The sequence below is a fragment of the Streptomyces sp. NPDC056231 genome, assembly GCF_048270745.1.
In the GTDB taxonomy this organism is placed as follows: domain Bacteria; phylum Actinomycetota; class Actinomycetes; order Streptomycetales; family Streptomycetaceae; genus Streptomyces.
The window spans coordinates 37,593-61,035 of record NZ_JBLVKW010000047.1; the positions used below are offsets into that span (position 1 = coordinate 37,593).

Genomic DNA, 23,443 nt, shown 5'->3' on the forward strand with positions numbered 1-23,443 from the left:
TTCTTCCCACTCGAATGGGCGCATCCGGGCCGTGTGGACCGATGAAATGACTGCTGGAATGCGGTCGGCTGGTGATCAGGCCGGGGTCAATCGGTCAATCGATCCGTGGTCGATCAGCTGATCGACCCGCGGCCCGGGTCACCGTCCCTCTCAGAGCTTCGTCCAGGCCTCCGTCAGGACGCTCCGGAGGATGCCCTCGATCTCGTCGAACGTCGACTGGTCGGAGATCAGCGGCGGCGCGAGCTGGACGACCGGGTCACCGCGGTCGTCGGCCCGGCAGTACAGACCGTTGTCGTACAGCGCCTTGGAGAGGAAGCCGTAGAGAACGCGCTCGGTCTCCTCGTCGGTGAACGTCTCCTTGGTGGCCTTGTCCTTCACCAGCTCGATGCCGTAGAAGAAGCCGTTGCCGCGGACGTCGCCGACGATCGGCAGGTCGTGCAGCTTCTGCAGCGTCGTGAGGAACGCGTTCTCGTTGTCCAGAACGTGCTGGTTGAGACCCTCGCGCTCGAAGATGTCGAGGTTGGCGAGGCCGACTGCCGCGGAGACCGGGTGGCCGCCGAAGGTGTAGCCGTGCAGGAAGGTGTTGCCGCCCTCGTAGAACGGCTCGGCGATGCGGTCCGAGACGATGCAGGCGCCGATCGGGGAGTAGCCCGACGTCATGCCCTTGGCGCAGGTGATCATGTCCGGCACGTAGCCGAACTTGTCGCAGGCGAACATCGTGCCGAGGCGGCCGAAGGCGCAGATGACCTCGTCGGAGACGAGCAGCACGTCGTACTTGTCACAGATCTCGCGGACCCGCTGGAAGTACCCGGGCGGCGGCGGGAAGCAGCCACCGGCGTTCTGTACCGGCTCCAGGAAGACCGCGGCGACCGTCTCCGGTCCCTCGAAGAGGATCTCCTGTTCGATCTGGTCGGCGGCCCAGCGGCCGAAGGCCTCCGGGTCGTCGCCGTGGATCGGGGCGCGGTAGATGTTGGTGTTCGGCACCTTGTGCGTGCCGGGGACCAGCGGCTCGAAGGGGGCCTTCAGGGCCGGCAGGCCGGTGATGGACAGGGCGCCCTGCGGGGTGCCGTGGTAGGCGACCGCACGCGAGATGACCTTGTACTTGGTCGGCTTGCCCTTGAGCTTGAAGTACTGCTTGGCAAGCTTCCAGGCGGTCTCGACGGCCTCGCCGCCACCGGTGGTGAAGAAGACCTTGTTGAGGTCGCCCGGCGCGTAGTCGGCGAGCCGCTCGGCCAGTTCGACGGCCTTCGGGTGGGCGTAGGACCACACCGGGAAGAAGGCCAGTTCCTGGCCCTGCTTGTAGGCGGCTTCGGCGAGCTCGTGACGGCCGTGACCGGCGTTGACCACGAACAGGCCGGACAGGCCGTCGAGGTAGCGCTTGCCCTGGTCGTCATAGATGTAGGTGCCCTCGCCACGCACGATGGTGGGAACGGGCGCGTTCTCGTAGTCCGACATGCGGGTGAAGTGCATCCACAGGTGGTCGTACGCGGTTCGGCTGAGGTCCTTGCTCACGGCTATCGGGTTCCCCACATATAGGTCTGCTTCTTGAGCTTCAGGTAGACGAAGCTCTCGGTGGAGCGCACACCGGGGATGGCCCGGATGCGTTTGTTGATCGTTTCCAGCAGGTGGTCGTCGTCCTCGCAGACGATCTCCACCATCAGGTCGAAGGAGCCCGCGGTCATCACCACGTACTCGCACTCGGCCATGGCCGACAGCGCTTCCGCGACGGGATCGAGGTCGCCTTCGACATTGATGCCGACCATCGCCTGCCGCCGGAACCCCACGGTGAGCGGGTCCGTGACGGCGACGATCTGCATCACGCCCTGATCGAGCAGCTTCTGGACGCGCTGCCGCACAGCCGCCTCGGAGAGGCCGACGGCCTTGCCGATCGCGGCGTACGGACGACGCCCGTCCTCCTGGAGCTGCTCGATGATTGCGAGGGAGACGGCATCGACCGCTGGTGACGATCCGTTCCCGGTCCTGGAGTCTGCGCTGCGACTGGCCACGCATCCACTGTGCACCGGGACTCGTCTGTCTTGCAACCCTCAATCGATGAAATTCGTTGTTTGAGGGTCAAGATCTCACTGAATCCGAAGTTCTCGGCGGGTGGGTATGTCGAAAGCGTTACCTCTGCGACTAGGCTGGATGTCTCACCCATTGGACGTGTCGACAGGAGGGGTGGTTGTGACCACCGAGGTGCGCCGTCTGCGCAACTACATCAACGGGGAGTTCCGGGACGCCGCGGACGGGCGGACCATCGACGTGGTCAACCCGGCGACGGAAGAGGTATACGCGACCTCTCCGCTCTCCGGTCAGGCCGATGTCGATGCCGCCATGGATGCCGCCGCCGCGGCCTTCCCCGCCTGGCGCGACACCACGCCCGCCGAGCGCCAGAAGGCCCTGCTGAAGATCGCGGACGCGTTCGAGGCGCGGGCCGAGGAGCTGATCGCCGCCGAGTCCGAGAACACCGGCAAGCCGATCGAGCTCACCCGCACCGAAGAGATCCCGCCGATGGTGGACCAGATCCGCTTCTTCGCGGGCGCGGCGCGGATGCTCGAAGGCCGCTCGGCCGGCGAGTACATGGAGGGGATGACCTCCATCATCCGCCGCGAGCCGGTCGGCGTCTGCGCCCAGGTCGCGCCATGGAACTACCCGATGATGATGGCGGTGTGGAAGTTCGCCCCGGCGCTCGCCGCGGGCAACACGGTCGTCATCAAGCCGTCCGACACCACCCCGGCGTCGACCGTGCTGATCGCCGAGATCATCGGCGACATCCTGCCCAAGGGCGTCTTCAACGTCATCTGCGGCGACCGCGAGACCGGCCGCGCGATGGTCGAGCACCGGACCCCGGCGATGGCCTCCATCACCGGTTCGGTACGGGCCGGCATGCAGGTCGCCGAGTCCGCCGCCAAGGACGTCAAGCGCGTTCACCTGGAGCTCGGCGGCAAGGCGCCCGTCGTCGTCTTCGAGGACTCCGACATCGCCAAGGCCGTCGAGGGCATCTCCGTCGCAGGCTTCTTCAACGCGGGTCAGGACTGTACGGCCGCGACCCGCGTCCTCGTCCACGAGTCGATCCACGACGAGTTCGTCACCGCGCTCGCCAAGGCCGCCGCGGACACGAAGACCGGGCAGCCGGACGACGAGGACGTGCTCTACGGCCCGCTCAACAACGCCAACCAGCTGAAGCAGGTCAGCGGGTTCATCGACCGGCTGCCCACGCACGCCAAGGTCGAGGCGGGTGGCCACCGGGTCGGCGAGAAGGGCTACTTCTACGCCCCGACCGTCGTCTCCGGTCTGCGGCAGGACGACGAGATCATCCAGAACGAGGTCTTCGGACCGGTGATCACGGTCCAGTCGTTCACCGACGAGGATCAGGCCGTGGAGTACGCGAACGGCGTCGAGTACGCCCTCGCCTCCTCGGTGTGGACCAAGGACCACGCCCGCGCGATGCGCATGTCCAAGAACCTCGACTTCGGCTGTGTGTGGATCAACACCCACATCCCGCTCGTCGCCGAGATGCCGCACGGCGGATTCAAGAAGTCCGGCTACGGCAAGGACCTCTCCGCGTACGGCTTCGAGGACTACACGCGCATCAAGCACGTCATGACCTCGCTCGACGACTGACACCCAGCGGTGGTGACGGCCCCTCGAATGTGGCACTTCGAGGGGCCGTTCCCGTGTCCGCCGCCTGACGGGGCATCGACAGGGTGTGCGGGAGAGGCCCGCTCTGCTGGACGATTGGTCCATTGTCCGCCACGTCCCCGGCCGGGCATCCTGCGCAGGTGCGAGCGATCCCGAACAACCCCATGTCCCGCCGGTCCCTGCTGCACGCCTTCGGGGCGGGAGCGGCCGGTGTCACGCTGGCCGGCTGCGGAGTGCCCGCTGCCTACGTGCAGCCCGGCGACCGCGCCGGACGCGACTACTCCAGCGGCGACCACACGCTGCATTTCGCCAACTGGCCGCTGTACATCGACACCGACGACAAGAACGCGTCGAAGCGGCCCACACTCGACGCGTTCAGCAAGCGGACCGGGATCTCCGTCACGTACACCGAGGAGATCAACGACAACGACGAGTTCTTCGGGAAGATCAGCCCGGCGCTGATGAACCATCAGCAGACCGGACGGGACCTGATCGTCGTCAGCGACTGGATGGCCGCCCGGTTCGTGCGGCTCGGCTGGGTGCAGGAGATGGACCGGGCCAAGCAGCCCAATGTCGCCAAATACCTGGACCCGCAGCTGCGTTCCCCCGCCTTCGACCAGGGGCGGACGCGCAGCGTTCCCTGGCAGTCCGGGATCACCGGCATCGCGTACAACCGCAAGAAGCTCGGCCGCGAGATCAGGAGCCTGAGCGATCTGTGGGCGGACGACCTGAGCGGCAAGGTGACACTGCTGTCCGGGCTCGACGAGTCCCTGGCCCTGCTGATGCTGGGCAACGGCGTCGACGTCACCCGATGGAAGCGCGACGACTTCTACGAGGTGTGTGACCAGGTGGAGAAGCTGGTGAAGAAGAAGCACATCCGCCGCTTCACCGGCAACGACTACATCAAGGACCTGTCGACCGGCGATGTACTCGCCTGCCAGGCCTACTCCGGCGACGTCATCCAGCTCCAGGCCGACAACCCGGAGATCGAGTTCGTGGTGCCCGAGGAGGGTGGCGAACTCTGGGCGGAGTCCCTCCTGATCCCCAACCTCGCCCGCCACAAGCGCAACGCCGAGAAGCTCATCGACTACTACTACGAGCCCGAGGTCGCCGCGGAGCTGGCGACCTGGGTCAACTACGTCTGCCCCGTCCCCGCCGCCCGCGAGGTGCTGGCCTCCTCGAAGGACGAGGAGACCGCCGCGCTCGCCGAGGAACCGCTGATCTTCCCCGATGACGCGATGCGCAAGCGGCTGACGATCGCCCGCGACATCACGTCCGAGGAGCGCACCGAGTTCGCGAAGAAGTGGAACTCCATCGTCGGGTTGTGAGGCCGCTCCGGGGTGGCGTAAAGGGTGCGTAAACACGGGCGTACGCTGCGGACATGAGCGAGCGAAGAGCCCTGCTGAGGCGCATACGCGTGTGGTTGGTCGTCTTTATCGTCTGTCTGGTACTGAGCGGGCTGACCGCCTTCCCGCTCGTCCATGAACTCCACTGGGCCGAGGATCTGCTGAGATCCTCGGCCTCTCCCGTGCCCGAACACTTCCCGGCCCTCATGGAGTGGATCACCCGGGTCCGGACCGGCCTCGACGAGGCCGACGCGACGTACCCGTTCGTGCTGTACGGCACCGACTGGCTGGCTTTCGCGCATCTCGTCATCGCGGTCGCGTTCTACGGTCCGTACCGCGACCCGGTCCGCAACATCTGGGTCGTCGAGTTCGGCATGATTGCCTGCGCCGGGATCATCCCGCTCGCGCTGATCTGCGGACCGATCCGGGACATTCCGTTCTGGTGGTCGGTCATCGACATGTCGTTCGGCGTCTTCGGAGTGCTTCCCCTGCTCGTCGTCCGCCGGATGATCAAGCGGCTGGAAGTGCTGGAGCGGACGCAGGACCCGGTGGCCGGGCCGGCTTCCGCGGCAACGGTCTGAGTCACTGGGCCGACGGGGCACCGAAGGCGGCCACCCCGATGTTCATCGGCGTGCCATTCATGCCCTCCCCCTTCGCGTCCGTCGCATTGACGCTGTGGACGAGGGTCCGCGAGAGATCGCGGGCGGCCGCGACGGCTGTGTTGTAACCGTTCCTCACCAGTGTGCGTAAGTGAGTCCTGGACCCACTGCTGCCTACTGGGCGCATCCCGAACGGTGTTGGATGCGCTGGGTTCCCGCTTTCGCGGGCGTGGTGCGCGATGTCGGAACGGCGTCGGGCGGGACGGGGACTGTTGTGCGGTTCGGTCACACCTGCTCCTCGGGCACCGGTTTCGCTCACCAACGGTGAGGCGTCGCCCATGCCGGATCGATCAAGAAAGCTCGACGGGCCGGAAGTCGGCGAGCAGACTGTGCAGGGCGTCGACCCGGTTGGTGGTGATCGAGTCGACTCCGTGTCCGATCAGACGGCGCATCGTGCGCTTGGTGTCGGCCGTCCAGGCGGAGACCAGCAGCCCGTCCCGGTGGATACGGTCCGTCAGTTCCCGGCTCACCAGCCCGAACCGGTAGTTCAGCCAGCGCGGCCTCACCACGTCCAGCAGGGCGGGGCGGGGCGGCGCGAGTGTCGTCCAGGTGAGGGCGATCTCGGCGGACGGATCCGCGGCGCGTACCCGCAGCATGGCCTCGGGGCCCGCGCAGTAGTACGTACGCTCCGCGGCCCCGTACTCGCGGACCAGGCCGACGGTCTTCCGTACCGACTCGTCGGTGGAGCCGGGCAGATCGAGCATGAGGCGGTGCGCCCCGGCGGCGAGCAGCGCCTCGCGCAGGGTGGGCACACGGCCCGCGGTCAGCTCGGTGAGCTCCTGATGGGTGAGCCGGTCCAGTCTGCGTTCGTGGCCCCACAGCCGCTCCAGCGTGGCGTCGTGCAGCAGGACCGGCACCCCGTCGCGGGTGACCCGGACGTCGATCTCGACCGCGTCCGCCCCCCGTTCGATGGCGGAGCGGATCGAGGGGAGGGTGTTCTCGCGGACACGGTACGGATCGCCGCGGTGAGCTACGGCGGTGACAGAGGCGGCCATGGGGCCATTGTCACCACCGGCGGTCACCGGCCGGTTCGCCGCAGCCAGTCCGACGTGTACGTGTCGATCTCGGCGGCCAGCGTCCGCTTGCCGGCCGGGTCGAGGTACGAGGCCTCCACCGCGTTCTTCGCGAGCCCGGCAAGACCCTGCTCGTCCAGACCGAGGAGCCGGGCCGCCACCGCGTACTCGTTGTTGAGGTCGGTGCCGAACATCGGCGGGTCGTCGCTGTTGATGGTGACCAGGACTCCGGCGTCCACCATCTCCTTGACCGGGTGCAGGTCGAGATCGGTCACGGCACGGGTTGCGATGTTCGAGGTCGGGCAGACCTCCAGCGCGATCCGGTGTTCGGCGAGGTGGTCGAGGAGCCTGCGGTCCCGGGTGGCGCTGGTGCCGTGGCCGATGCGCTCGGCGCGCAGTGCGGTGAGGGCGTCCCAGATCGTCTCCGGGCCCGTGGTCTCCCCGGCGTGCGGGACGGAGTGCAGCCCCTCGGCGATGGCCCGGTCGAAGTAGGGCTTGAACTGCGGGCGGGGCACGCCGACCTCGGGACCGCCGAGCCCGAACGAGACGAGCCCCTCGGGCCGCAGGTCCACGGCGAGCCGGGTGGTCTCCTCCGCTGATTCGAGCCCGGCCTCGCCGGGAATGTCGAAGCACCAGCGCAGGACGACCCCGAGCTCGGCCTCGGCGGCCTTGCGGGCGTCCTCTATCGCCTCCATGAACCCCTGCTCCGGAATGCCGCGCCGGGTCGAGCTGAACGGGGTGACGGTCAGTTCCGCGTACCGGATGTTCTGGCGGGCCATGTCCCGGGCGATCTCGAAGGTCAGCAGCCGGACATCCTCCGGGGTGCGGACCAGGTCCACGACGGAGAGATAGACGTCGATGAAGTGGCCGAAGTCGGTGAAGGAGAAATAGTCGGCCAGCGCCGCGGGGTCGGTGGGGACCTTCGAGTCCGGGTGGTGGGCGGCCAGTTCGGCGACGATGCGGGGCGAGGCGGATCCGACATGGTGGACATGCAGTTCGGCCTTGGGCAGCCCCGCGATGAAGGCGTGCAGATCGGTCATCGGATCCTCCGGGGGCGTGACGTGGAACGGTCCGGGCACGGGACGGCCCGGAGTGGGACGGGGAACATCGTAGGCCGGAGCGGCGGTTGCCGGGTCGGGCCGTAGCATGACGGGACCACGATGGGGGAGGCCCATGTCAGAGAACACAGAGCAGCCCGCGGACGGGGCTGCGCCACGCGATCCGTGGGCTCCGCCGGACAACAGGATGCCGCTGGAGAAGCAGACCGGTGACCCGCGCCCGCCCGCTGTGCACGACCAGCAGACGGTCACCTCGATGCCGGCCACAGGAACGGGACCGGCGCCCACGGCGGGGTTCGGCGCCGCACCGGGGACCGGCCCCCTGCCTGGAGCGGGACAGGTGCCCGGGGACGTACCGCCGCCGCCGATCGCGCCGAGCGGTCCCGGGCAGCAGGTCCCTCCGGCAGGACCGTACGGATACCCGGCCGCACCCGCCCCGCAGTACGGCGGTTATCCGGGATACCCCGGCTACGGCCACGCGCCCTGGGGCGGACCGGCGCCCGCGAACGGGCTCGGTATCGCGTCGATGGTGCTCGGCATCATCGCCGTGGTCGGCTTCTGCATGTGGGGGCTCGGGGTCGTCCTCGGCGTCCTCGCGCTGATCTTCGGTCTCATAGGCCGCGGCCGGGTCAGCCGGGGTGAGGCGAACAACGGCGGCGTCGCGCTGGCCGGCATCATCCTGGGCTCGCTCGGCATCGTGATCAGCGGAGCGTTCCTGGGCTTCCTGATCTGGGGCATGAGCCACGACTTCAACCACCGCGACCCCTACGACGACACGTACGGAACGTCCCTGGTTGTGGACGGCACGCGGTAGAGGCAGGAATGCCGCCGCACGGAACAAGGCCTGCGGGGCGGTGGGGACTACCCCGACCGCCCCGCGGGCCTTTTCATGTCGCGTCGGGCACGGCGTGCAGCCGTGTTCGCGCCTCCATGAGGGCGAAGCCCAGCAGATTCAGCCCCCGCCAGCGCTCCGGATCCTGCGCTCGCGGGTCGTCCGCCGCCAGTCCGATGCCCCAGATCCTGTCCAGGGGGCTCGCCTCGACGAGCACCCGGTCCCCGGTGTTCAGCAGGAACGCGCGCAGCCCGGCGTTCTGGCCGAACTTGTGGACACTGCCCGCCACCACCAGGGCGAACCGCTCCCGCTCCCACACCGTGTCGTCGAAGGCGCGTACCAGCCGGCCCGCCTTCTTCGCCGCCGCAGGGCTGCTTGCGGACAGCGCACGGCGCTCCGCCTCCGCGTCGCCGAAGAGCCGCGCCTTGCCGGCCATCATCCAGTGCTCGGCCGACGCGTATGTCACCCCGTCGACCGTGAACGGTGAAGGCCACCACTGGCTGAGGCAGCTCGCGCCGATCCGCCCGTCCGGCCGAGGGCGGTGCCCCCAGAACGGCAGGTACTTCACTTTCTCACCGCGACGGGTTCGCGCCACGAGCTCGCTCAGGTGTTCCATGACATGCGAGTCTGGCATCCGCCACTGACACTCCGTACGTGGATTTCCGCGGCGACGCGACACATGGTCGACAGATTCCGTTGCGTAACCAAAAGGCAACAACGGAATCACTTGTTGGGGTCAGCCTCCTCTGCCAGGATCGGCACTCAAATCGAGCAGAAGGTACGCCGCCCCGGTTCACGGAGTCAGCGGCGGAGGAGAGCGTCATGGGCAACGGCTTCCACGTGCGGGACCGCTTCGCGGCCGGCGCGCAGTACATCGGCGGAAAGTTGCGCTCCGGCACATCGGGACGCAGCCACGACGTCGTGAACCCGGCTACGGGCGAGATCGTCTACACCTACGAACTGGCGGGCACCGCCGATGTCGACGCGGCCGTCGCGGCCGCCCGCGAGGCGTTCCCCGGCTGGTCGGGTGCCACCCCGGCCGAGCGGTCCGAGGCGATGCACCGGTTCGCCGCCGTCCTCGCGGAGCAGGCCGACGACTTCGCGTACGCCGAGTCGCTCCAGTGCGGCAAGCCCATCAAGCTCTCCACCGAGTTCGATGTGCCCGGCACCGTCGACAACACCTCCTTCTTCGCCGGCGCCGCCCGCCACCTGGAGGGCAAGGCCGCCGGGGAGTACGACGGCGACCACACCTCGTACGTACGCCGCGAGGCCATCGGCGTCGTCGGCTCGATCGCCCCCTGGAACTACCCGCTCCAGATGGCCGCCTGGAAGGTCCTCCCGGCGGTCGCTGCGGGCAACACGATCGTGCTGAAGCCCGCCGAGATCACCCCGCTGACCTCGCTGATGTTCGCCCAGGCGGCCACTGAGGCAGGCATCCCGGACGGTGTGATCAACATCGTCACCGGCGCGGGCAAGGACGCGGGCGAACATCTCGTCGGCCACCCGGACGTCGTGATGACCTCCTTCACCGGCTCCACCGCCGTCGGCAAGCGGGTCGCCGAGATCGCCACCGCCACCGTCAAGCGTCTCCACCTCGAACTCGGCGGCAAGGCCCCCTTCGTGGTCTTCGACGACGCCGACCTGGAGGCCGCTGTCAACGGCGCGGTCGCCGGAGCGCTCATCAACACGGGCCAGGACTGCACCGCCGCCACCCGCGCCTACGTCCAGCGGCCGCTCTACGACGCCTTCGTGCAGGGCGTCGCCTCGCTGATGGAGACCGTCCGGCTCGGCGACCCCTTCGACCCGTCGACCGACCTCGGCCCGCTGATCAGCCACGCCCAGCGGGACCGGGTCGCCGGCTTCGTCGAGCGCGCCCGTGCGTACGCCACCGTCGTCACCGGCGGTGAGGCCCCCGGCGGAGACCTCGCGGACGGTGCCTACTACCGGCCGACGCTCGTCGCGGGCGCCGCTCAGGACAGCGAGATCGTCCAGTCGGAGATTTTCGGCCCGGTCCTGGTCGTGCTGCCCTTCGACACCGATGACGAGGGCATCGCCCTCGCCAACGACACCCCGTACGGACTCGCCGCCTCCGCCTGGAGCCGCGACCTGTACCGGGCGGGCCGCGCCACCCGCGAGATCAAGGCGGGCTGCGTCTGGGTCAACGACCACATCCCGATCATCAGCGAGATGCCGCACGGCGGATACAAGGCCAGCGGCTTCGGCAAGGACATGTCGGTGTACTCGTTCGAGGAGTACACACAGGTCAAGCACGTGATGTACGACAACACCGCGGTCGTCCGGAAGGACTGGCACCGCACGATCTTCGGGGACCGATAGCCAGGCCGGACAACGGCCACACTCAACCGAAAAGGGCAACGCGCATGGAGCAGTACGAGCCGGAGCACCTCTCCGCGGCCCAACTGGCCGCGATGCGGCGCAGTCTTACCAGTGGCAGGGGTGCCCTCACCCGCCGTTCGTTGCTGCGCGCCTCCGGCATGGGCGCGCTCGCGCTCGGCGGCCTGGGCACGCTGAGCGCGTGCGGCATCCCGCCCGCGCAGCGGGAGGGGGACGCAGCGGCGGCCTCCGACGACCACTCGGCCAAGGAGAAGCAGGTCAACTTCTCCAACTGGACCGAGTACATGGACGTCACCGATGACGGCAAGCACCGGCCCACCCTGGAGGCGTTCACGAAGCGCACCGGGATCCAGGTCAAGTACACCGAGGACATCAACGACAACGTCGAGTTCTTCGGCAAGATCAAGCCGCAGCTCGCGGCCGGCCAGGACACCGGCCGCGACATCATCAACGTCACCGACTGGCTGGCCGCACGCATCGTGCGCCTCGGCTGGGCGCAGAAGCTCGACGCGTCGAACCTGCCGCACGCCTATGCCAACCTCTCGGCCCAGTTCCGCTCCCCGGACTGGGACCCCGGTCGCGCCTATTCGTACCCGTGGGCGGGCATACCCACCGTCATCGCCTACAACTCCAAGGCGACCGGAGGCCGCAAGGTCGATTCCGTCAGCCAGCTGCTGGACGACCCGAAGCTCAAGGGACGGGTCAGCTTCCTCTCGGAGATGCGCGACTCCATCGGCATGACCCTGCTCGACATGGGCAAGGACCCCGGCACCTTCACCGACGCCGACTACGACGCCGCGATCGGCCGGCTTCAGAAGGGTGTCGACAAGAACCAGATCCGGCGCTTCACCGGCAACGACTACACGGCAGACCTCGACAAGGGCGACATCGCCGCCTGCGTCGCCTGGGCGGGCGACATCATCCAGCTGCAGGCCGGAAACCCGGACATCAAGTACGCCATCCCGGCCGCCGGTTACATCATTTCCAGCGACAACATGCTCGTCCCGGTGAAGGCCCGGCACAAGACCAACGCCGAGAAGCTCATCGACTACTACTACGAGCCGTCGGTCGCCGCCAAGCTCGCCGCGTACATCAACTTCGTCTGTCCGGTCGACGGAGTCCGCGACGAACTGGCGAAGATCGACCAGGCGATGGCCGACAACGTCCTGATCCTTCCCGACAAGGAGATGGCGGCCCGGTCGCACGCCTTCCGCTCGCTGACATCCAAGGAAGAGACGGCGTACGAGGAGAAGTTCGCCAAGCTCATCGGCGCCTGACCGACCCGCCTTTCCTTCCTCCGATCTCCCCCTGACACCACTGGGACTCCGACCCATGACACAGCAGCAGACAGAAGGCGGCGACGTCCGCCTCACCGGGATCAGCAAGACGTACGGCTCCTTCAAAGCCGTCCAGCCGCTCGATCTGACCGTTCCGCAGGGCTCCTTCTTCGCCCTTCTCGGGGCGTCCGGCTGCGGCAAGACCACCACCCTGCGGATGATCGCGGGGCTGGAGGAGGCCACCACCGGCACCATCTCGCTGGGCGGCCGGGACATCACCGACCTCCCGCCGTACAAGCGGCCCGTCAACACCGTCTTCCAGAGCTATGCGCTCTTCCCGCACCTCGACATCAGCGAGAACGTCGCCTTCGGTCTGCGCCGGCGCGGCATCAAGTCGGTCAAGAAGCAGGTCGACGACATGCTGGAGCTCGTCCAGCTCGGCGACTTCGCGAAGCGCAAACCGCACCAGCTCTCCGGCGGCCAGCAGCAGCGCGTCGCCGTCGCCCGCGCCCTGATCAACCACCCGCAGGTGCTGCTGCTCGACGAGCCGCTCGGCGCCCTCGACCTCAAGCTGCGCCGCCAGATGCAGCTGGAGCTCAAGCGCATCCAGACCGAGGTCGGCATCACGTTCATCCATGTCACCCACGACCAGGAGGAGGCCATGACCATGGCCGACACCGTCGCGGTGATGAACGCGGGCCGTGTCGAACAGCTCGGCGCACCAGCCGATCTGTACGAGAATCCGAAGACGACGTTCGTCGCCAACTTCCTCGGCACCTCCAACCTCATCGAGGGCGAGATCGCCGAGGCCGGCGAGGACATCCTGGTCGGTGCCGGAGGCATGACGCTGCGGCTGCCCGCCGGGCGGTGCCAGGCCCCGACCGCCCGTGGCGGCAAGCTGCTGCTCGGTGTCCGTCCGGAGAAGATCTCCCTCGCCCACGCCGACGACGCGGACTCCATAGTCGCCGGACGCAACCGGGTCACCGGCCGGATCACCGACTCCAGCTTCATCGGTGTCTCCACGCAGTACGTGGTGGAGAGCCCGGCCGGCAAGGCGCTTCAGGTGTACGAGCAGAACATCGAGCGCGACACCCGGCTCACCCCGGGAGCCGAGGTCGTCCTGCACTGGAACCCCGCGCACACCTTCGGTCTCGACGCGGCCCAGGACATCGACGCAGGCGTGGAGACGGTGGAGGACGCGACGTGACCGTCACCGAAGCGCCGCCCGCGCCGCCCACAGACCCCGCCGAACTCCCTGTACGGAAGGCCTCCACCCGCAAGCGGCTCGTGCCGTACTGGCTGCTGCTCCCCGGCATCCTGTGGCTCATCGTCTTCTTTGCGCTGCCGATGGTCTACCAGGCGTCGACCTCCGTACAGACCGGATCCCTGGAGAAGGGGTTCGAGGTCACCTGGCACTTCCAGACCTACTGGGACGCGCTGTCCGAGTACTACCCGCAGTTCGTCCGGTCCCTGCTGTACGCGGGTACCGCGACGATCCTGTGCCTGCTGCTCGGCTACCCGCTCGCGTATCTCATCGCGTTCAAGGCGGGCCGCTGGCGCAACGTGGTGCTGGTGCTGGTCATCGCGCCGTTCTTCACCAGCTTCCTGATCCGTACGCTCGCCTGGAAGACGATCCTCGCGGACGGCGGTGCGGTCGTCGACGTGCTGAACACCCTGCACGTCCTGGACGTCACCAGCTGGCTCGGCTGGACCGAGAACAACCGGGTGCTGGCCACGCCGATGGCAGTGGTCTGCGGTCTGACCTACAACTTCCTGCCGTTCATGATCCTGCCCCTCTACACCTCGCTGGAGCGGATCGACGGCAGGCTGCACGAGGCGGCCGGCGACCTGTACGCCACCCCCGCCACCACCTTCCGCAAGGTGACGTTCCCGCTCTCCATGCCGGGCGTCGTCTCCGGCACGCTGCTGACCTTCATCCCGGCCTGTGGTGACTACGTCAACGCGGAACTGCTGGGCTCCACCGACACCAAGATGGTCGGCAGCGTCATCCAGACCCAGTTCCTGCGCGTCCTCGACTACCCGATGGCGGCCGCGCTCTCCTTCATCCTCATGGCGGTGGTCCTGCTGATGGTCACCGTCTACATCCGCCGCTCCGGGACGGAGGACCTGGTCTGATGCCCGTACTGCGCTGGCTCCGCCGCCATCTGATCGTCATCGCGGGTCTGCTGACCCTCGCGTACATGATCCTGCCGAACATCGTCGTCATGGTGTTCTCCTTCAACAAGCCGAACGGGCGCTTCAACTACGCCTGGCAGCGCTTCTCACTGGACGCCTGGAAGGATCCCTGCGGCGTCGCCGACATGTGCGGCTCGCTCTCGCTCTCTCTCCAGATCGCCACCTGGGCGACCATCGGCGCGACCGTGCTCGGCACGATGATCTCCTTCGCACTGGTCCGCTACCGCTTCCGGGCGCGTGGCGCGATCAACTCACTGATCTTCCTGCCGATGGCGATGCCCGAGGTCGTCATGGCCGCCTCGCTGCTCACGCTCTTCCTCAACATGGGTGCGCAGCTCGGTTTCTGGACGATCCTCATCGCGCACATCATGTTCTGCCTGAGTTTCGTCGTGACGGCGGTCAAGGCGCGCGTGATGTCGATGGACCCGAGGCTGGAGGAGGCGGCCCGCGATCTGTACGCGGGCCCCGTGCAGACGTTCCTGCGCGTGACCCTGCCGATCGCCGCCCCCGGAATCGCCGCGGGAGCGCTGCTCGCCTTCGCGCTCTCCTTCGACGATTTCATCATCACCAACTTCAACGCGGGCTCGACCGTGACCTTCCCCATGTTCGTCTGGGGTTCGGCACAGCGCGGCACACCCGTGCAGATCAACGTCATCGGCACGGCGATGTTCATCATTGCCGTACTGGTGGTTGTCGCCGGCCAGCTGATCGCGAACCGGCGAAAGAACAGCGCACGACCCTGAAATCCTGAAGGAGTTGGAAACCATGGCCCCAGCTGCCATGCGTACTGCTGCACAATCACTTTCCGGCGCCCGGCCGGTCTCGTTCTGGCTGGACGACCCCGGCAGGCCCGACGCGCTTCCCGCGCTCACCAGCGACGAACACTGCGATCTGCTCGTCATCGGCGGCGGATACAGCGGACTGTGGACCGCACTGATCGCCAAGGAACGCGACCCGGAACGGGACGTCGTACTGATCGAGGGGCACGAGGTGGGCTGGGCCGCCTCGGGCCGCAACGGCGGATTCTGTGCCGCTTCCCTCACCCATGGCCTCCCCAACGGCCTGGAACGCTGGCCTGACGAGATCAAGAAGCTGGAGGAGATGGGCGAGCAGAACCTCGACGCCATCGAGGCGGCTGTCGCCCGCTACTCCATCGACTGCGAGTTCGAGCGCACCGGCGAGATCGATGTCGCCACGGAACCCCACCAGCTCGAAGAACTCCGGGAATGGCACCGGGAAACGGAGAAGCTCGGCTTCACCGGAGTGGAATTCCTCGATCAGGACGCACTGCGCGCGGAGGTCGACTCACCGACATTCCTGGGCGGGCTCTGGGACCGGCGCGGGGTCGCCATGCTGCACCCCGCCAAGCTCGCCTGGGGGCTGAAGCGGGCCTGCATCGAGCTGGGCGTGCGGGTGTACGAGCACACTCGGGGCCTCGAACTGGCCAGGACCGCCACCGGGATGGCGGTCCGCACGCCGTACGGGAAGGTCCTCGCCCGACGGGTCGCGCTGGGCACGAATATCTTCCCGTCACTGGTGAAGCGCGTGCGTCCGTACACCGTCCCGGTCTACGACTACGCGTTGATGACCGAACCGCTCACCGCCGACCAGCTCGCCTCCATCGGCTGGAAGAACCGGCAGGGGCTCGGCGACAGCGCCAACCAGTTCCACTACTTCCGGCTCTCGGCGGACAACCGGATCCTGTGGGGCGGCTATGACGCGATCTATCCGTACGGTGGCCGGCTGAGCGCCGATCTCGACCAGCGGCCGGAGACGTTCCTCAAGCTCGCGGGCCAGTTCTTCGAATGCTTCCCGCAGTTGGCCGGGGTGCGATTCAGCCACGCCTGGGGTGGTGCCATCGACACCTGTTCCCGCTTCTCCGCCTTCTTCGGGACGGCCCATCAGGGTCGGGTCGCCTACGCCGCCGGATTCACCGGGCTCGGTGTCGGAGCAACCCGGTTCGGCGCCGATGTGATGCTCGACCTGCTGTCCGGAAAGAGGACCGAGCGGACCGGTCTGGAAATGGTGCGCACCAAGCCGATGCCGTTCCCACCGGAGCCGTTCGCCTGGGCTGGGATCGAACTCACGAAGAGGTCCCTGGCCAGGGCGGACAGCAATGGCGGGCACCGCAATCTGTGGCTGCGGACGATGGACCGCCTGGGGCTCGGCTTCGACAGCTGACCGGGCCGTGGGCCGGGGCACTCCCTGCACCTGGCCCGGACTGCGCGGACTGAGGACGGGGCCGATCAACTGGGACCGCTTCGACAACGGTGAGTCTCGAAGAATCTCGACGCCTACTCCGTCGGCCGACGCCGCCGTGAGGAACTGCTCGACCAGCTGAGCGTCAGGAGGAGCAGCCCGCTCAGGCACCAGCTGCCGAGCACATCGAGCGGCCAGTGATAGCCGCGCAATACCAGACCGATGCCCGTCGCCACGGTCAGCAGGACCGCGGCGACGGGCATCGTCCATGACCACTTCGACCGCCCTGCCGGACCTGTGCGCGGTGCGAGCAGCAGCGCCGCGGCCCCGTACGCCACCGCGGCCGTCGCCGCATGGCCCGACGGGTAGTAGCCGGTTGCGGCGGTCAGCGGTCCCGGACGGGCGATCACATCCTTGAGCGGGACGATCAGCGCGGGTACCGCCGCCATGGCGAGCGCCGCGGACAGCGGCGCACGGCGTGCGCCGCGCAGCAGCGCGTAGACGATCGCGCACCCCAGGACCGGGAGCGCCACCTGCAGGTTGCCGAGATCGGCGAGGAATTCGGTGAGCCGGGCGGGACCGTGTCCGACGACGGTCCGGCCGATCCGCTCGTCCAGCCCGCGCAGCGGGCCGTCGGCCGCGACCTGCCAGGTGAGGAGCGCGAAGGCCGTGAGCAGCGACGACACCAGCGAAAGGAGAAAAGCCGACCGCCCCGGAACAGGGGGGGTGGTTCCGGGGCGGTCGCCTGGACCGGTTTGCCGCGCGCCCCGGGGGGTTTGGGGCGAGCGGCCATCCGATCGGTGAGGAGTTCCGGAGCCAGAGGCTCCAGTGGTGTGCGCGAAGGCACGACCAGGTCGGTGCCGGGGAAGCTCCGACCCGGTCTCGCTCGCAGTGCCCTGCGAGCAGGGTGTTTCTCTCATCTGCAGAAACCGTACGGCAGCCGATGGGGGACCGACAGCCGGAATGGGATCCCGCCATCGGCCCCCCACACCTTCTTCACAGACCCTCACGTGGGCCCGATCGGGATCGGCTCCGGGACCGGATCAGATCTGGGTGAAAGCCTGCTCGATGACGTCGAGGCCCTCGTTCAGCAGGTCCTCGCCGATCACCAGCGGCGGCAGGAAGCGCAGCACATTGCCGTACGTGCCACAGGTGAGGACGAGCACGCCCTCGGCGTGGCAGGCCTTCGCAAGCTTGGCGGCGGCCTCCGGGTTCGGGTCCTTCGTGCCGGACTTCACCAGCTCGATCGCGATCATCGCGCCGCGGCCGCGGATGTCACCGATGACATCGCCGTTCGGCAGCTTCGCCTGCATCTCGGAGAGGCGGCCCTTCATGACCTCCTCGATGCGCTTCGCCTTCCCGTTCAGGTCCAGCTCACGCATGGTCTCGATGGCACCGAGCGCACCCGCGCAGGCCACCGGGTTACCGCCGTACGTACCACCGAGGCCGCCCGCGTGCGCGGCGTCCATGATCTCGGCGCGGCCGGTCACTGCGGAGAGCGGCAGACCGCCCGCGATGCCCTTGGCGGTGGTGATCAGGTCGGGGACGATGCCCTCGTCCTCACAGGCGAACCACTGGCCGGTGCGGCAGAAGCCGGACTGGATCTCGTCCGCGACGAAGACGATGCCGTTGTCCTTGGCGAACTGCGCGATGGCGGGGAGGAAGCCCTTCGCCGGCTCGATGAAGCCGCCCTCGCCGAGCACCGGCTCGATGATGATCGCGGCGACGTTGTCGGCGCCGATCTGCTTGGTGATCTGGTCGATGGCCTGGGCGGACGCCTCGGCGCCGGCGTTCTCCGCACCGGTCGGCCAGCGGTAGCCGTACGCCACCGGGACGCGGTAGACCTCGGGCGCGAACGGACCGAAGCCCTGCTTGTACGGCATGTTCTTGGCGGTCAGCGCCATCGTGAGGTTGGTCCGGCCGTGGTAACCGTGGTCGAAGACGACGACGGCGGTGCGCTTGGTGTAGGCACGGGCGATCTTCACGGCGTTCTCGACGGCCTCGGCGCCGGAGTTGAACAGCGCGGACTTCTTGGCGTGGTCGCCCGGCGTCAGCTCGGCGAGCTGCTCACAGACCTCGACGTACCCCTCGTACGGCGTGACCATGAAACAGGTGTGGGTGAAGTCGGCCAGCTGCGCGGACGCGCGGCGTACGACGGCCTCGGCGGAGGCGCCGACCGAGGTCACGGCGATGCCGGAGCCGAAGTCGATGAGGCGGTTGCCGTCCACGTCCTCGATGATCCCGCCACCGGCACGGGCGGTGAACACGGGCAGGGTGGAGCCCACACCTGCGGCGACCGTCGCGAGACGGCGGGCCTGCAGCTCCACCGACTTCGGGCCGGGAATGGCAGTGACGACGCGGCGCTCCTGCGGAATTGCGGTCATGCGGGGCTCCTGGGGGTGTTTCGGACGCTTCTCTCTGCAGGCTAGGGGCGAGGCCGGGGGTCCGGCATGTTCCGTTCGGGAGAAGTGGCGGGCCGCGGTTGTCCGTCACGGACATAGCGACCGGCATGGCCCTCGGCCCGGCAGCAGGTGCGAGACATCCCGATCAACAGCGTCTGACGGGGTGGTACGGGGCACTAGATTGAGGGGATCGGGCGCCCGCGCCCGGAGTTACCGGTCGGCGCTGGTCAGGGGACGAGGGACAGCACATGGACACCGAGGGCACGTACGACTCACGCGGCACCCGCTCCGGTCATTCGGTGCCGCGCCCGGCCGGCCCACCACCGCCCGTGCTGCCGCCCAGGCCGGGCCACGCACCGGCCTCCGGGCCCTCCCTCGGGGACTGGCTGCGCATCCCCAGGCCCGTCGCGGAACCGGGTGTCTGGCGGTTCGGTCACACCTCCCGGCCCGCCCAGGAAGAGGAACGCACGCCCGACCGCACCCTGCTCAGCGGAGCGGTGATCTCCCTGCTGGCCGCCGTCCTCGTCTGGTCGCTCTGGCGCAACGGATACATCCCGTACTGGCGGGTCCCGCTGAAACTCTTCACCCCCGACGGCTGGTGGGGGCCGTTCGGCGATCAGCCGCTGACCCATGGGGCCGTACGGGCGCTCGACATATACCGCCTCCTGATCATCGGAGCGATCTTCTACGGGTTCGGCCGCTTGGGTAACTGGCGTGCCGCGTTCGAACGATGGGTCGGCGGCCGGGGACCCGCCGCCCGGGCCGGCGGCGCCGCGGTCGGCGCCCTGTTGGTCTGGATCCTCGTATGGAACGGGACCGTGCCGGGCATGGAGCTCACCTTCAGCTTCGCCGCACCATGGCTGGGCACCGACCGCACCGTGACCACCGCGGTCACGTACACGCTGTACGCCCTGATCACCCTGGTGATCGTGTGGCCGTTCGCGAAGCTCGGACGATGGGCGGAACTGCGGCGCCGGACCTCCGGCGGCAACGGACCGCAGCACCCGCCGACGGCCCACGCCGCCACGACGGCCCAGGACACGGGCCGCGGCACCGAAGGCCGCACGGACGACGGCGCGGACGATCCGGCCGAGTGGCCCGACCTGCGCGCCGCCGGACAGAATCAGGCCGCCGCCAAGCTCTCCCAGGAGGCGCGGTCGGGCCGGATGAACGACGTCGACTACGCCCGTATCCGACGTGCCTGGACATCCGTACGCGCCGACAGTAACCGCCTCCCCGCCTTCACCGACACCGTGCTGCGCAACGGCGCCGCCGCCTGCACCCACCCCTCCGGCGCACGTGATCTCCCGGTCCGTGCCGCCCGGCACGACCTGCTGGTCGACCAGGTCAGACTCGGCACCGTCGACGACAGCGAACGCAACCCCTACGCACGCCGCGGCAACGGCATCGCCCTCGACCCCGGGCTGCTCGGCACGTCCCTGTTGGCGGTCGGGCCGCCGGGGGCGGGCAAGAGCCGCGCATTGATCCGGCCGGTCGTCGAATCCCTCGCCCTCCAGGCGCTCGCCGGGCGCGCCGCCGTCGTCGCGGTGTGCGCCGCCGGAACCCAGCTCGGCGCCGACGAGGGCTTCGACGTCGTGGTCAAGCTCGGCGACCCGTCCTCCGTCCACGACCTCGACCTGTACGGAGGCACCACCGACCCCGACGAAGCCGCTGCCGTGCTGGCCGAGGGGCTCGTCGGTGATCTCCAGGAGGTGGACAGCCGGCGCGCCGCCACCGCCCTCGCCCAGCTCCTCGGTCCCTACCGCGCCGCCCACGGCCGCTTCCCCTCCGTCCCGGAGCTGCGGGAATTGCTCGACGGCGTACCGGAGACGCTCTCCGCTCTGCGCGAGGCCCTCGACGACACGGGCCGCCAGGACATGCACCGCGAACTGGACGCGCGCACCCGTCAGTCCGGCGCGCCCGGCGACGCCGGACCCGCGCTCGCCGACCGGGTCGCGCTCCTCGACCGGCCCGCGTTCGCCGATTTCTTCGACACCACCGGCAAAGCCCGCCCCTTCTCCCTGCGGGCCCTGGAACACCCGCTGAGGGTCCGTATCGACCTGCCCGAACGTGGCCACGCCGAGGCGTCGCGGATGCTTGCCCGCCTTGTCCTCGCGCAGTTCACAGCGAGTGCCGCCACCCGCGCGGACCGCTCGCTCTTCGCCTGCCTCGTCCTCGACGACGCGACCCGCACCCTGACCCCCGACACCGTCCGCGGAATCCAGCGGCTGCGCTCCGCGCACGCCGGAGCCGTGGTCACGCTGCGCACCCTCGACGACGTCCCGGAGAACCTCCACACGGCGCTGCTCGGCGCCGTGGGCTGCCGGATGGCGTTCTCCGGGATCACCACCTGGGACGGCAAGAAGTTCGCCGAGGCGTGGGGCACGGAATGGGTCGAGACGAGGGACGTCACCCAGCGCACGGTCTTCGCCGACCAGCCGATGACCCGGGCCATCCACGCCTTCCGGAAACTGGTCACCGGGAAGGCCGTGACCACGGACGCGGTGACCGTACGCCAGGTCGAGCGCGAACGCTGGTCCGCCTCAGAACTGGCCCATCGCGTTCCGGCAGGACACGCGGTGTTGTCCCTCACGACCGTACGGGGGGACCACGCGCCGCCCCTGCTGGTGAACCTGAGCGGCTGATCCGTGTCCGTGCGGCCCTTTCCTCCGCAGCGGATCCGGCGAGCGGAAACGGTGCCGTATATCTGGAAGCGGTTTCGGCGGACCCTGCCGCCCTGGCAGAATCGGGAGGAGCCGTTCGTACGGGACGGCGAAATCGACTCCTGAAGGTCCCGCGGTCTCCATGCCCCCCACTCTCGCCTCGCTCGTCCAGCACTCGGCGCTCAAACTCACGGTGCGTGCGGGGGCGGACCGGCTTGACCAGCCCGTGCGCTGGGCGCATGCCAGCGAGCTCGCCGACCCCGTCCCCTACATGGAGGGTGGAGAGCTCCTTCTCGTCACCGCCACCAACCTCGACGCGGAGAACCCCGAAGCGATGCGACGGTACGTGCGACGGCTGGCCGGCGCCGGAGTCGTCGGGCTGGGCTTCGCCGTGGGCGTCAACTACGACGACGTACCGCAGCCCCTGATCGACGCCGGGGAGGAGGCCGGGCTGCCGATCCTGGAAGTGCCGCGCCGCACCGCGTTCCTCGCCATCGCCAAGGCTGTTTCGTCGGAGATCGCTGCCGACCAGTACCGGGCGGTGACAGCGGGGTTCGAGGCCCAGCGGGATCTGACCAAGGCCGCACTCGCGGGGGACGGACCCGCCGAACTCCTCACCCGGCTCGCCGCGCAGGTCGACGGCTGGGCTGCGCTGTACGACGTCTCCGGCGCCGTCGTGGCCGCCGCCCCCGACTGGGCCGCCCGGCGTGCCGCCCGGCTCACCCCCGATGTGGAGCGCCTGCGAGAGCGCCCTGCTCCGGCGAGCGTGGTCCTCGGCGACACCGACGACCGGGTCGAGCTCCAGACCCTGGGCACCGGCCGCAGGGCCCGTGGCGCCCTGGCCGTGGGCACCGGTTCGGCTCTCGGCACCGCCGAGCGGTACGCCGTGCACTCGGCCGTCGCCCTGCTGACACTCACCACTGCCCGCTCGCGCTCCCTCCAGGGCGCTGAGCAGCGGCTCGGCGCGGCGGTGCTGCGGATGCTCCTGGCCGGCCAGCCGGACCACGCGCGGGCCGTTGCCGGGGATCTGTACGGAGGGCTGCTCGACGCTCCTTTCCGGCTGCTGATCGCGGAGGCGGCCGAGCCGTCGACACCGGCGCTGCTCGGTGAGGCGATGGAGGCGGCGGCCTCCCGGGCCGGCGAGACGCTGTTGACGGTTCCCGAGGGCGAGAGGCTCGTCGTCCTGGCCGCGGACGGTGGTGCGGCTGTCGCGGCGTGCATGGCATACGCGAGGGCACAGGACGAGCGGACCCCACGTGACCAGAAGACGCCCGCGGAGGGGGAAATCGTGGTCGGGCTGTCCGCGCCGGCGGGTCCGATCGCCGTCTCCGCCGCATACAAGCAGGCCGAACAGGCACTCTCGGTCGCCCGCCGCCGGGGCAGGGCCCTCGTCGAGCACGAAGAGCTGGCGGCCGGCTCGGTTCTGCCACTGCTCGCGGACGACGCGGTACGAGCCTTCGCGGACGGCCTGCTCCGCGCCCTGTACGAGCACGACGCGAAGGGGCGAGGCGACCTGGTCGCCTCGCTGCGTGCCTGGCTCTCCCACCACGGTCAGTGGGATGCGGCCGCAGCCGACCTGGGCGTGCACCGCCACACCCTGCGCTACCGGATGCGGCGTGTGGAGGAGATCCTCGGCCGCTCCCTGGACGACCCGGATGTCCGGATGGAACTGTGGCTGGCACTGAAGGCGACCAACTCCTCGCCGACGCCGTGAAACGGAGCTCGGCCGGCGCCTGAGGACGCCCCGCGTGCCGGACGCTTGCGACACACCATTCCGATGGGTGCGGTCATCCGACAAACC

20 protein-coding genes are annotated in these 23,443 nt (G+C 68.9%); 12 read left to right on the top strand and 8 right to left on the bottom strand.

The genetic code is table 11. The features are described 5' to 3' along the window. Nucleotides 1-150: 150 nt before the first annotated feature. Nucleotides 151-1,530 carry an aspartate aminotransferase family protein gene (locus ACNPQM_RS29135; RefSeq protein WP_345514476.1) on the bottom strand — a complete coding sequence of 460 codons (1,380 nt, stop codon included), beginning with the start codon at nt 1,528-1,530 and terminating at the stop codon, nt 151-153. Continuing rightward, entirely contained in the window at nt 1,515-2,006 is a 492-nt protein-coding gene (locus ACNPQM_RS29140; protein ID WP_030928325.1) for an Lrp/AsnC family transcriptional regulator, read from the bottom strand. Before ACNPQM_RS29140 ends, ACNPQM_RS29135 begins: the two co-directional genes overlap by 16 nt. A gap of 178 nt (nt 2,007-2,184) precedes the next feature. Here ACNPQM_RS29140 and ACNPQM_RS29145 point away from each other — a divergent pair, with 178 nt between their 5' ends. The 3 genes from ACNPQM_RS29145 (at nt 2,185) to ACNPQM_RS29155 (ending at nt 5,569) form a co-directional block, all read left to right on the top strand. After that, a complete protein-coding gene (locus tag ACNPQM_RS29145; RefSeq protein WP_418086307.1) occupies nt 2,185-3,624 on the top strand; it encodes a gamma-aminobutyraldehyde dehydrogenase in 1,440 nt (479 codons plus the stop codon). A gap of 182 nt (nt 3,625-3,806) precedes the next feature. After that, on the top strand, nt 3,807-4,970 hold the full coding sequence (locus ACNPQM_RS29150) for an ABC transporter substrate-binding protein (protein WP_358860151.1): 1,164 nt from the start codon (nt 3,807-3,809) through the stop codon (nt 4,968-4,970). 53 nt (nt 4,971-5,023) lie between these two features. Next, on the top strand, nt 5,024-5,569 hold the full coding sequence (locus ACNPQM_RS29155) for a hypothetical protein (protein WP_418086308.1): 546 nt from the start codon (nt 5,024-5,026) through the stop codon (nt 5,567-5,569). Between the two features lies 1 nt (nt 5,570). On the opposite strand, the gene ACNPQM_RS29160 is transcribed toward ACNPQM_RS29155, so the two are convergent. The 3 genes from ACNPQM_RS29160 to ACNPQM_RS29170 all read right to left on the bottom strand — a co-directional run bounded on the left by ACNPQM_RS29160 (nt 5,571) and on the right by ACNPQM_RS29170 (nt 7,700). Further along, nucleotides 5,571-5,726: a hypothetical protein gene (locus ACNPQM_RS29160; RefSeq protein WP_418086309.1), complete on the bottom strand. Its 156-nt coding sequence runs from the start codon at nt 5,724-5,726 to the stop codon at nt 5,571-5,573. 211 nt (nt 5,727-5,937) lie between these two features. Further along, nucleotides 5,938-6,642 carry a glycerophosphodiester phosphodiesterase gene (locus ACNPQM_RS29165; protein WP_418086310.1) on the bottom strand — a complete coding sequence of 235 codons (705 nt, stop codon included), beginning with the start codon at nt 6,640-6,642 and terminating at the stop codon, nt 5,938-5,940. Nucleotides 6,643-6,665: 23 nt separating this feature from the next. Next, the gene (locus ACNPQM_RS29170) at nt 6,666-7,700 is read right to left on the bottom strand and encodes an adenosine deaminase (protein WP_418086311.1); all 1,035 of its coding nucleotides are present in this window, start codon (nt 7,698-7,700) and stop codon (nt 6,666-6,668) included. A gap of 133 nt (nt 7,701-7,833) precedes the next feature. Between ACNPQM_RS29170 and ACNPQM_RS29175 the strand changes: the two genes are divergently transcribed. Beyond that, nucleotides 7,834-8,532, top strand: coding sequence for a DUF4190 domain-containing protein (locus ACNPQM_RS29175; RefSeq protein WP_358860135.1), 699 nt, complete (start codon nt 7,834-7,836; stop codon nt 8,530-8,532). A gap of 73 nt (nt 8,533-8,605) precedes the next feature. Here ACNPQM_RS29175 and ACNPQM_RS29180 read toward each other — a convergent pair whose 3' ends face one another. Further along, nucleotides 8,606-9,166 (bottom strand): NADAR family protein, encoded by a 561-nt coding sequence (locus ACNPQM_RS29180; protein WP_418086312.1) that lies wholly within the window; start codon nt 9,164-9,166, stop codon nt 8,606-8,608. 206 nt (nt 9,167-9,372) lie between these two features. Here ACNPQM_RS29180 and ACNPQM_RS29185 point away from each other — a divergent pair, with 206 nt between their 5' ends. The 6 genes from ACNPQM_RS29185 to ACNPQM_RS29210 are packed head-to-tail and all read left to right on the top strand — an operon-like array spanning nt 9,373 to nt 16,559. After that, nucleotides 9,373-10,887 (top strand): gamma-aminobutyraldehyde dehydrogenase, encoded by a 1,515-nt coding sequence (locus tag ACNPQM_RS29185; protein ID WP_358860136.1) that lies wholly within the window; start codon nt 9,373-9,375, stop codon nt 10,885-10,887. 44 nt (nt 10,888-10,931) lie between these two features. Then, the gene (locus tag ACNPQM_RS29190; protein ID WP_358860137.1) at nt 10,932-12,182 is read left to right on the top strand and encodes an ABC transporter substrate-binding protein; all 1,251 of its coding nucleotides are present in this window, start codon (nt 10,932-10,934) and stop codon (nt 12,180-12,182) included. Between the two features lie 55 nt (nt 12,183-12,237). Further along, nucleotides 12,238-13,389 (top strand): ABC transporter ATP-binding protein, encoded by a 1,152-nt coding sequence (locus tag ACNPQM_RS29195; protein WP_418086313.1) that lies wholly within the window; start codon nt 12,238-12,240, stop codon nt 13,387-13,389. Continuing rightward, entirely contained in the window at nt 13,386-14,318 is a 933-nt protein-coding gene (locus tag ACNPQM_RS29200) for an ABC transporter permease (RefSeq protein WP_358860139.1), read from the top strand. The genes ACNPQM_RS29195 and ACNPQM_RS29200 overlap by 4 nt, the downstream gene beginning before the upstream one ends. After that, on the top strand, nt 14,318-15,121 hold the full coding sequence (locus ACNPQM_RS29205) for an ABC transporter permease (RefSeq protein ID WP_358860140.1): 804 nt from the start codon (nt 14,318-14,320) through the stop codon (nt 15,119-15,121). Before ACNPQM_RS29200 ends, ACNPQM_RS29205 begins: the two co-directional genes overlap by 1 nt. A 22-nt stretch (nt 15,122-15,143) precedes the next feature. Next, nucleotides 15,144-16,559, top strand: coding sequence for an NAD(P)/FAD-dependent oxidoreductase (locus ACNPQM_RS29210; protein ID WP_418086314.1), 1,416 nt, complete (start codon nt 15,144-15,146; stop codon nt 16,557-16,559). Between the two features lie 113 nt (nt 16,560-16,672). Here the strand turns inward: ACNPQM_RS29210 and ACNPQM_RS29215 are convergent, their stop codons facing one another. Both ACNPQM_RS29215 and gabT read right to left on the bottom strand, forming a co-directional pair. Beyond that, nucleotides 16,673-17,497 carry a phosphatase PAP2 family protein gene (locus ACNPQM_RS29215; RefSeq protein ID WP_418086315.1) on the bottom strand — a complete coding sequence of 275 codons (825 nt, stop codon included), beginning with the start codon at nt 17,495-17,497 and terminating at the stop codon, nt 16,673-16,675. Between the two features lie 123 nt (nt 17,498-17,620). Further along, nucleotides 17,621-18,961 carry a 4-aminobutyrate--2-oxoglutarate transaminase gene (gene gabT, locus ACNPQM_RS29220; protein ID WP_358860143.1) on the bottom strand — a complete coding sequence of 447 codons (1,341 nt, stop codon included), beginning with the start codon at nt 18,959-18,961 and terminating at the stop codon, nt 17,621-17,623. A 266-nt stretch (nt 18,962-19,227) separates the two neighbouring features. Between gabT and ACNPQM_RS29225 the strand changes: the two genes are divergently transcribed. Both ACNPQM_RS29225 and ACNPQM_RS29230 read left to right on the top strand, forming a co-directional pair. Next, a complete protein-coding gene (locus ACNPQM_RS29225; RefSeq protein ID WP_418086316.1) occupies nt 19,228-21,624 on the top strand; it encodes an ATP/GTP-binding protein in 2,397 nt (798 codons plus the stop codon). Nucleotides 21,625-21,784: 160 nt separating this feature from the next. After that, nucleotides 21,785-23,356, top strand: a complete 1,572-nt coding sequence (locus tag ACNPQM_RS29230; protein WP_418086317.1) for a PucR family transcriptional regulator — start codon at nt 21,785-21,787, stop codon at nt 23,354-23,356. Nucleotides 23,357-23,443 lie beyond the last annotated feature (87 nt).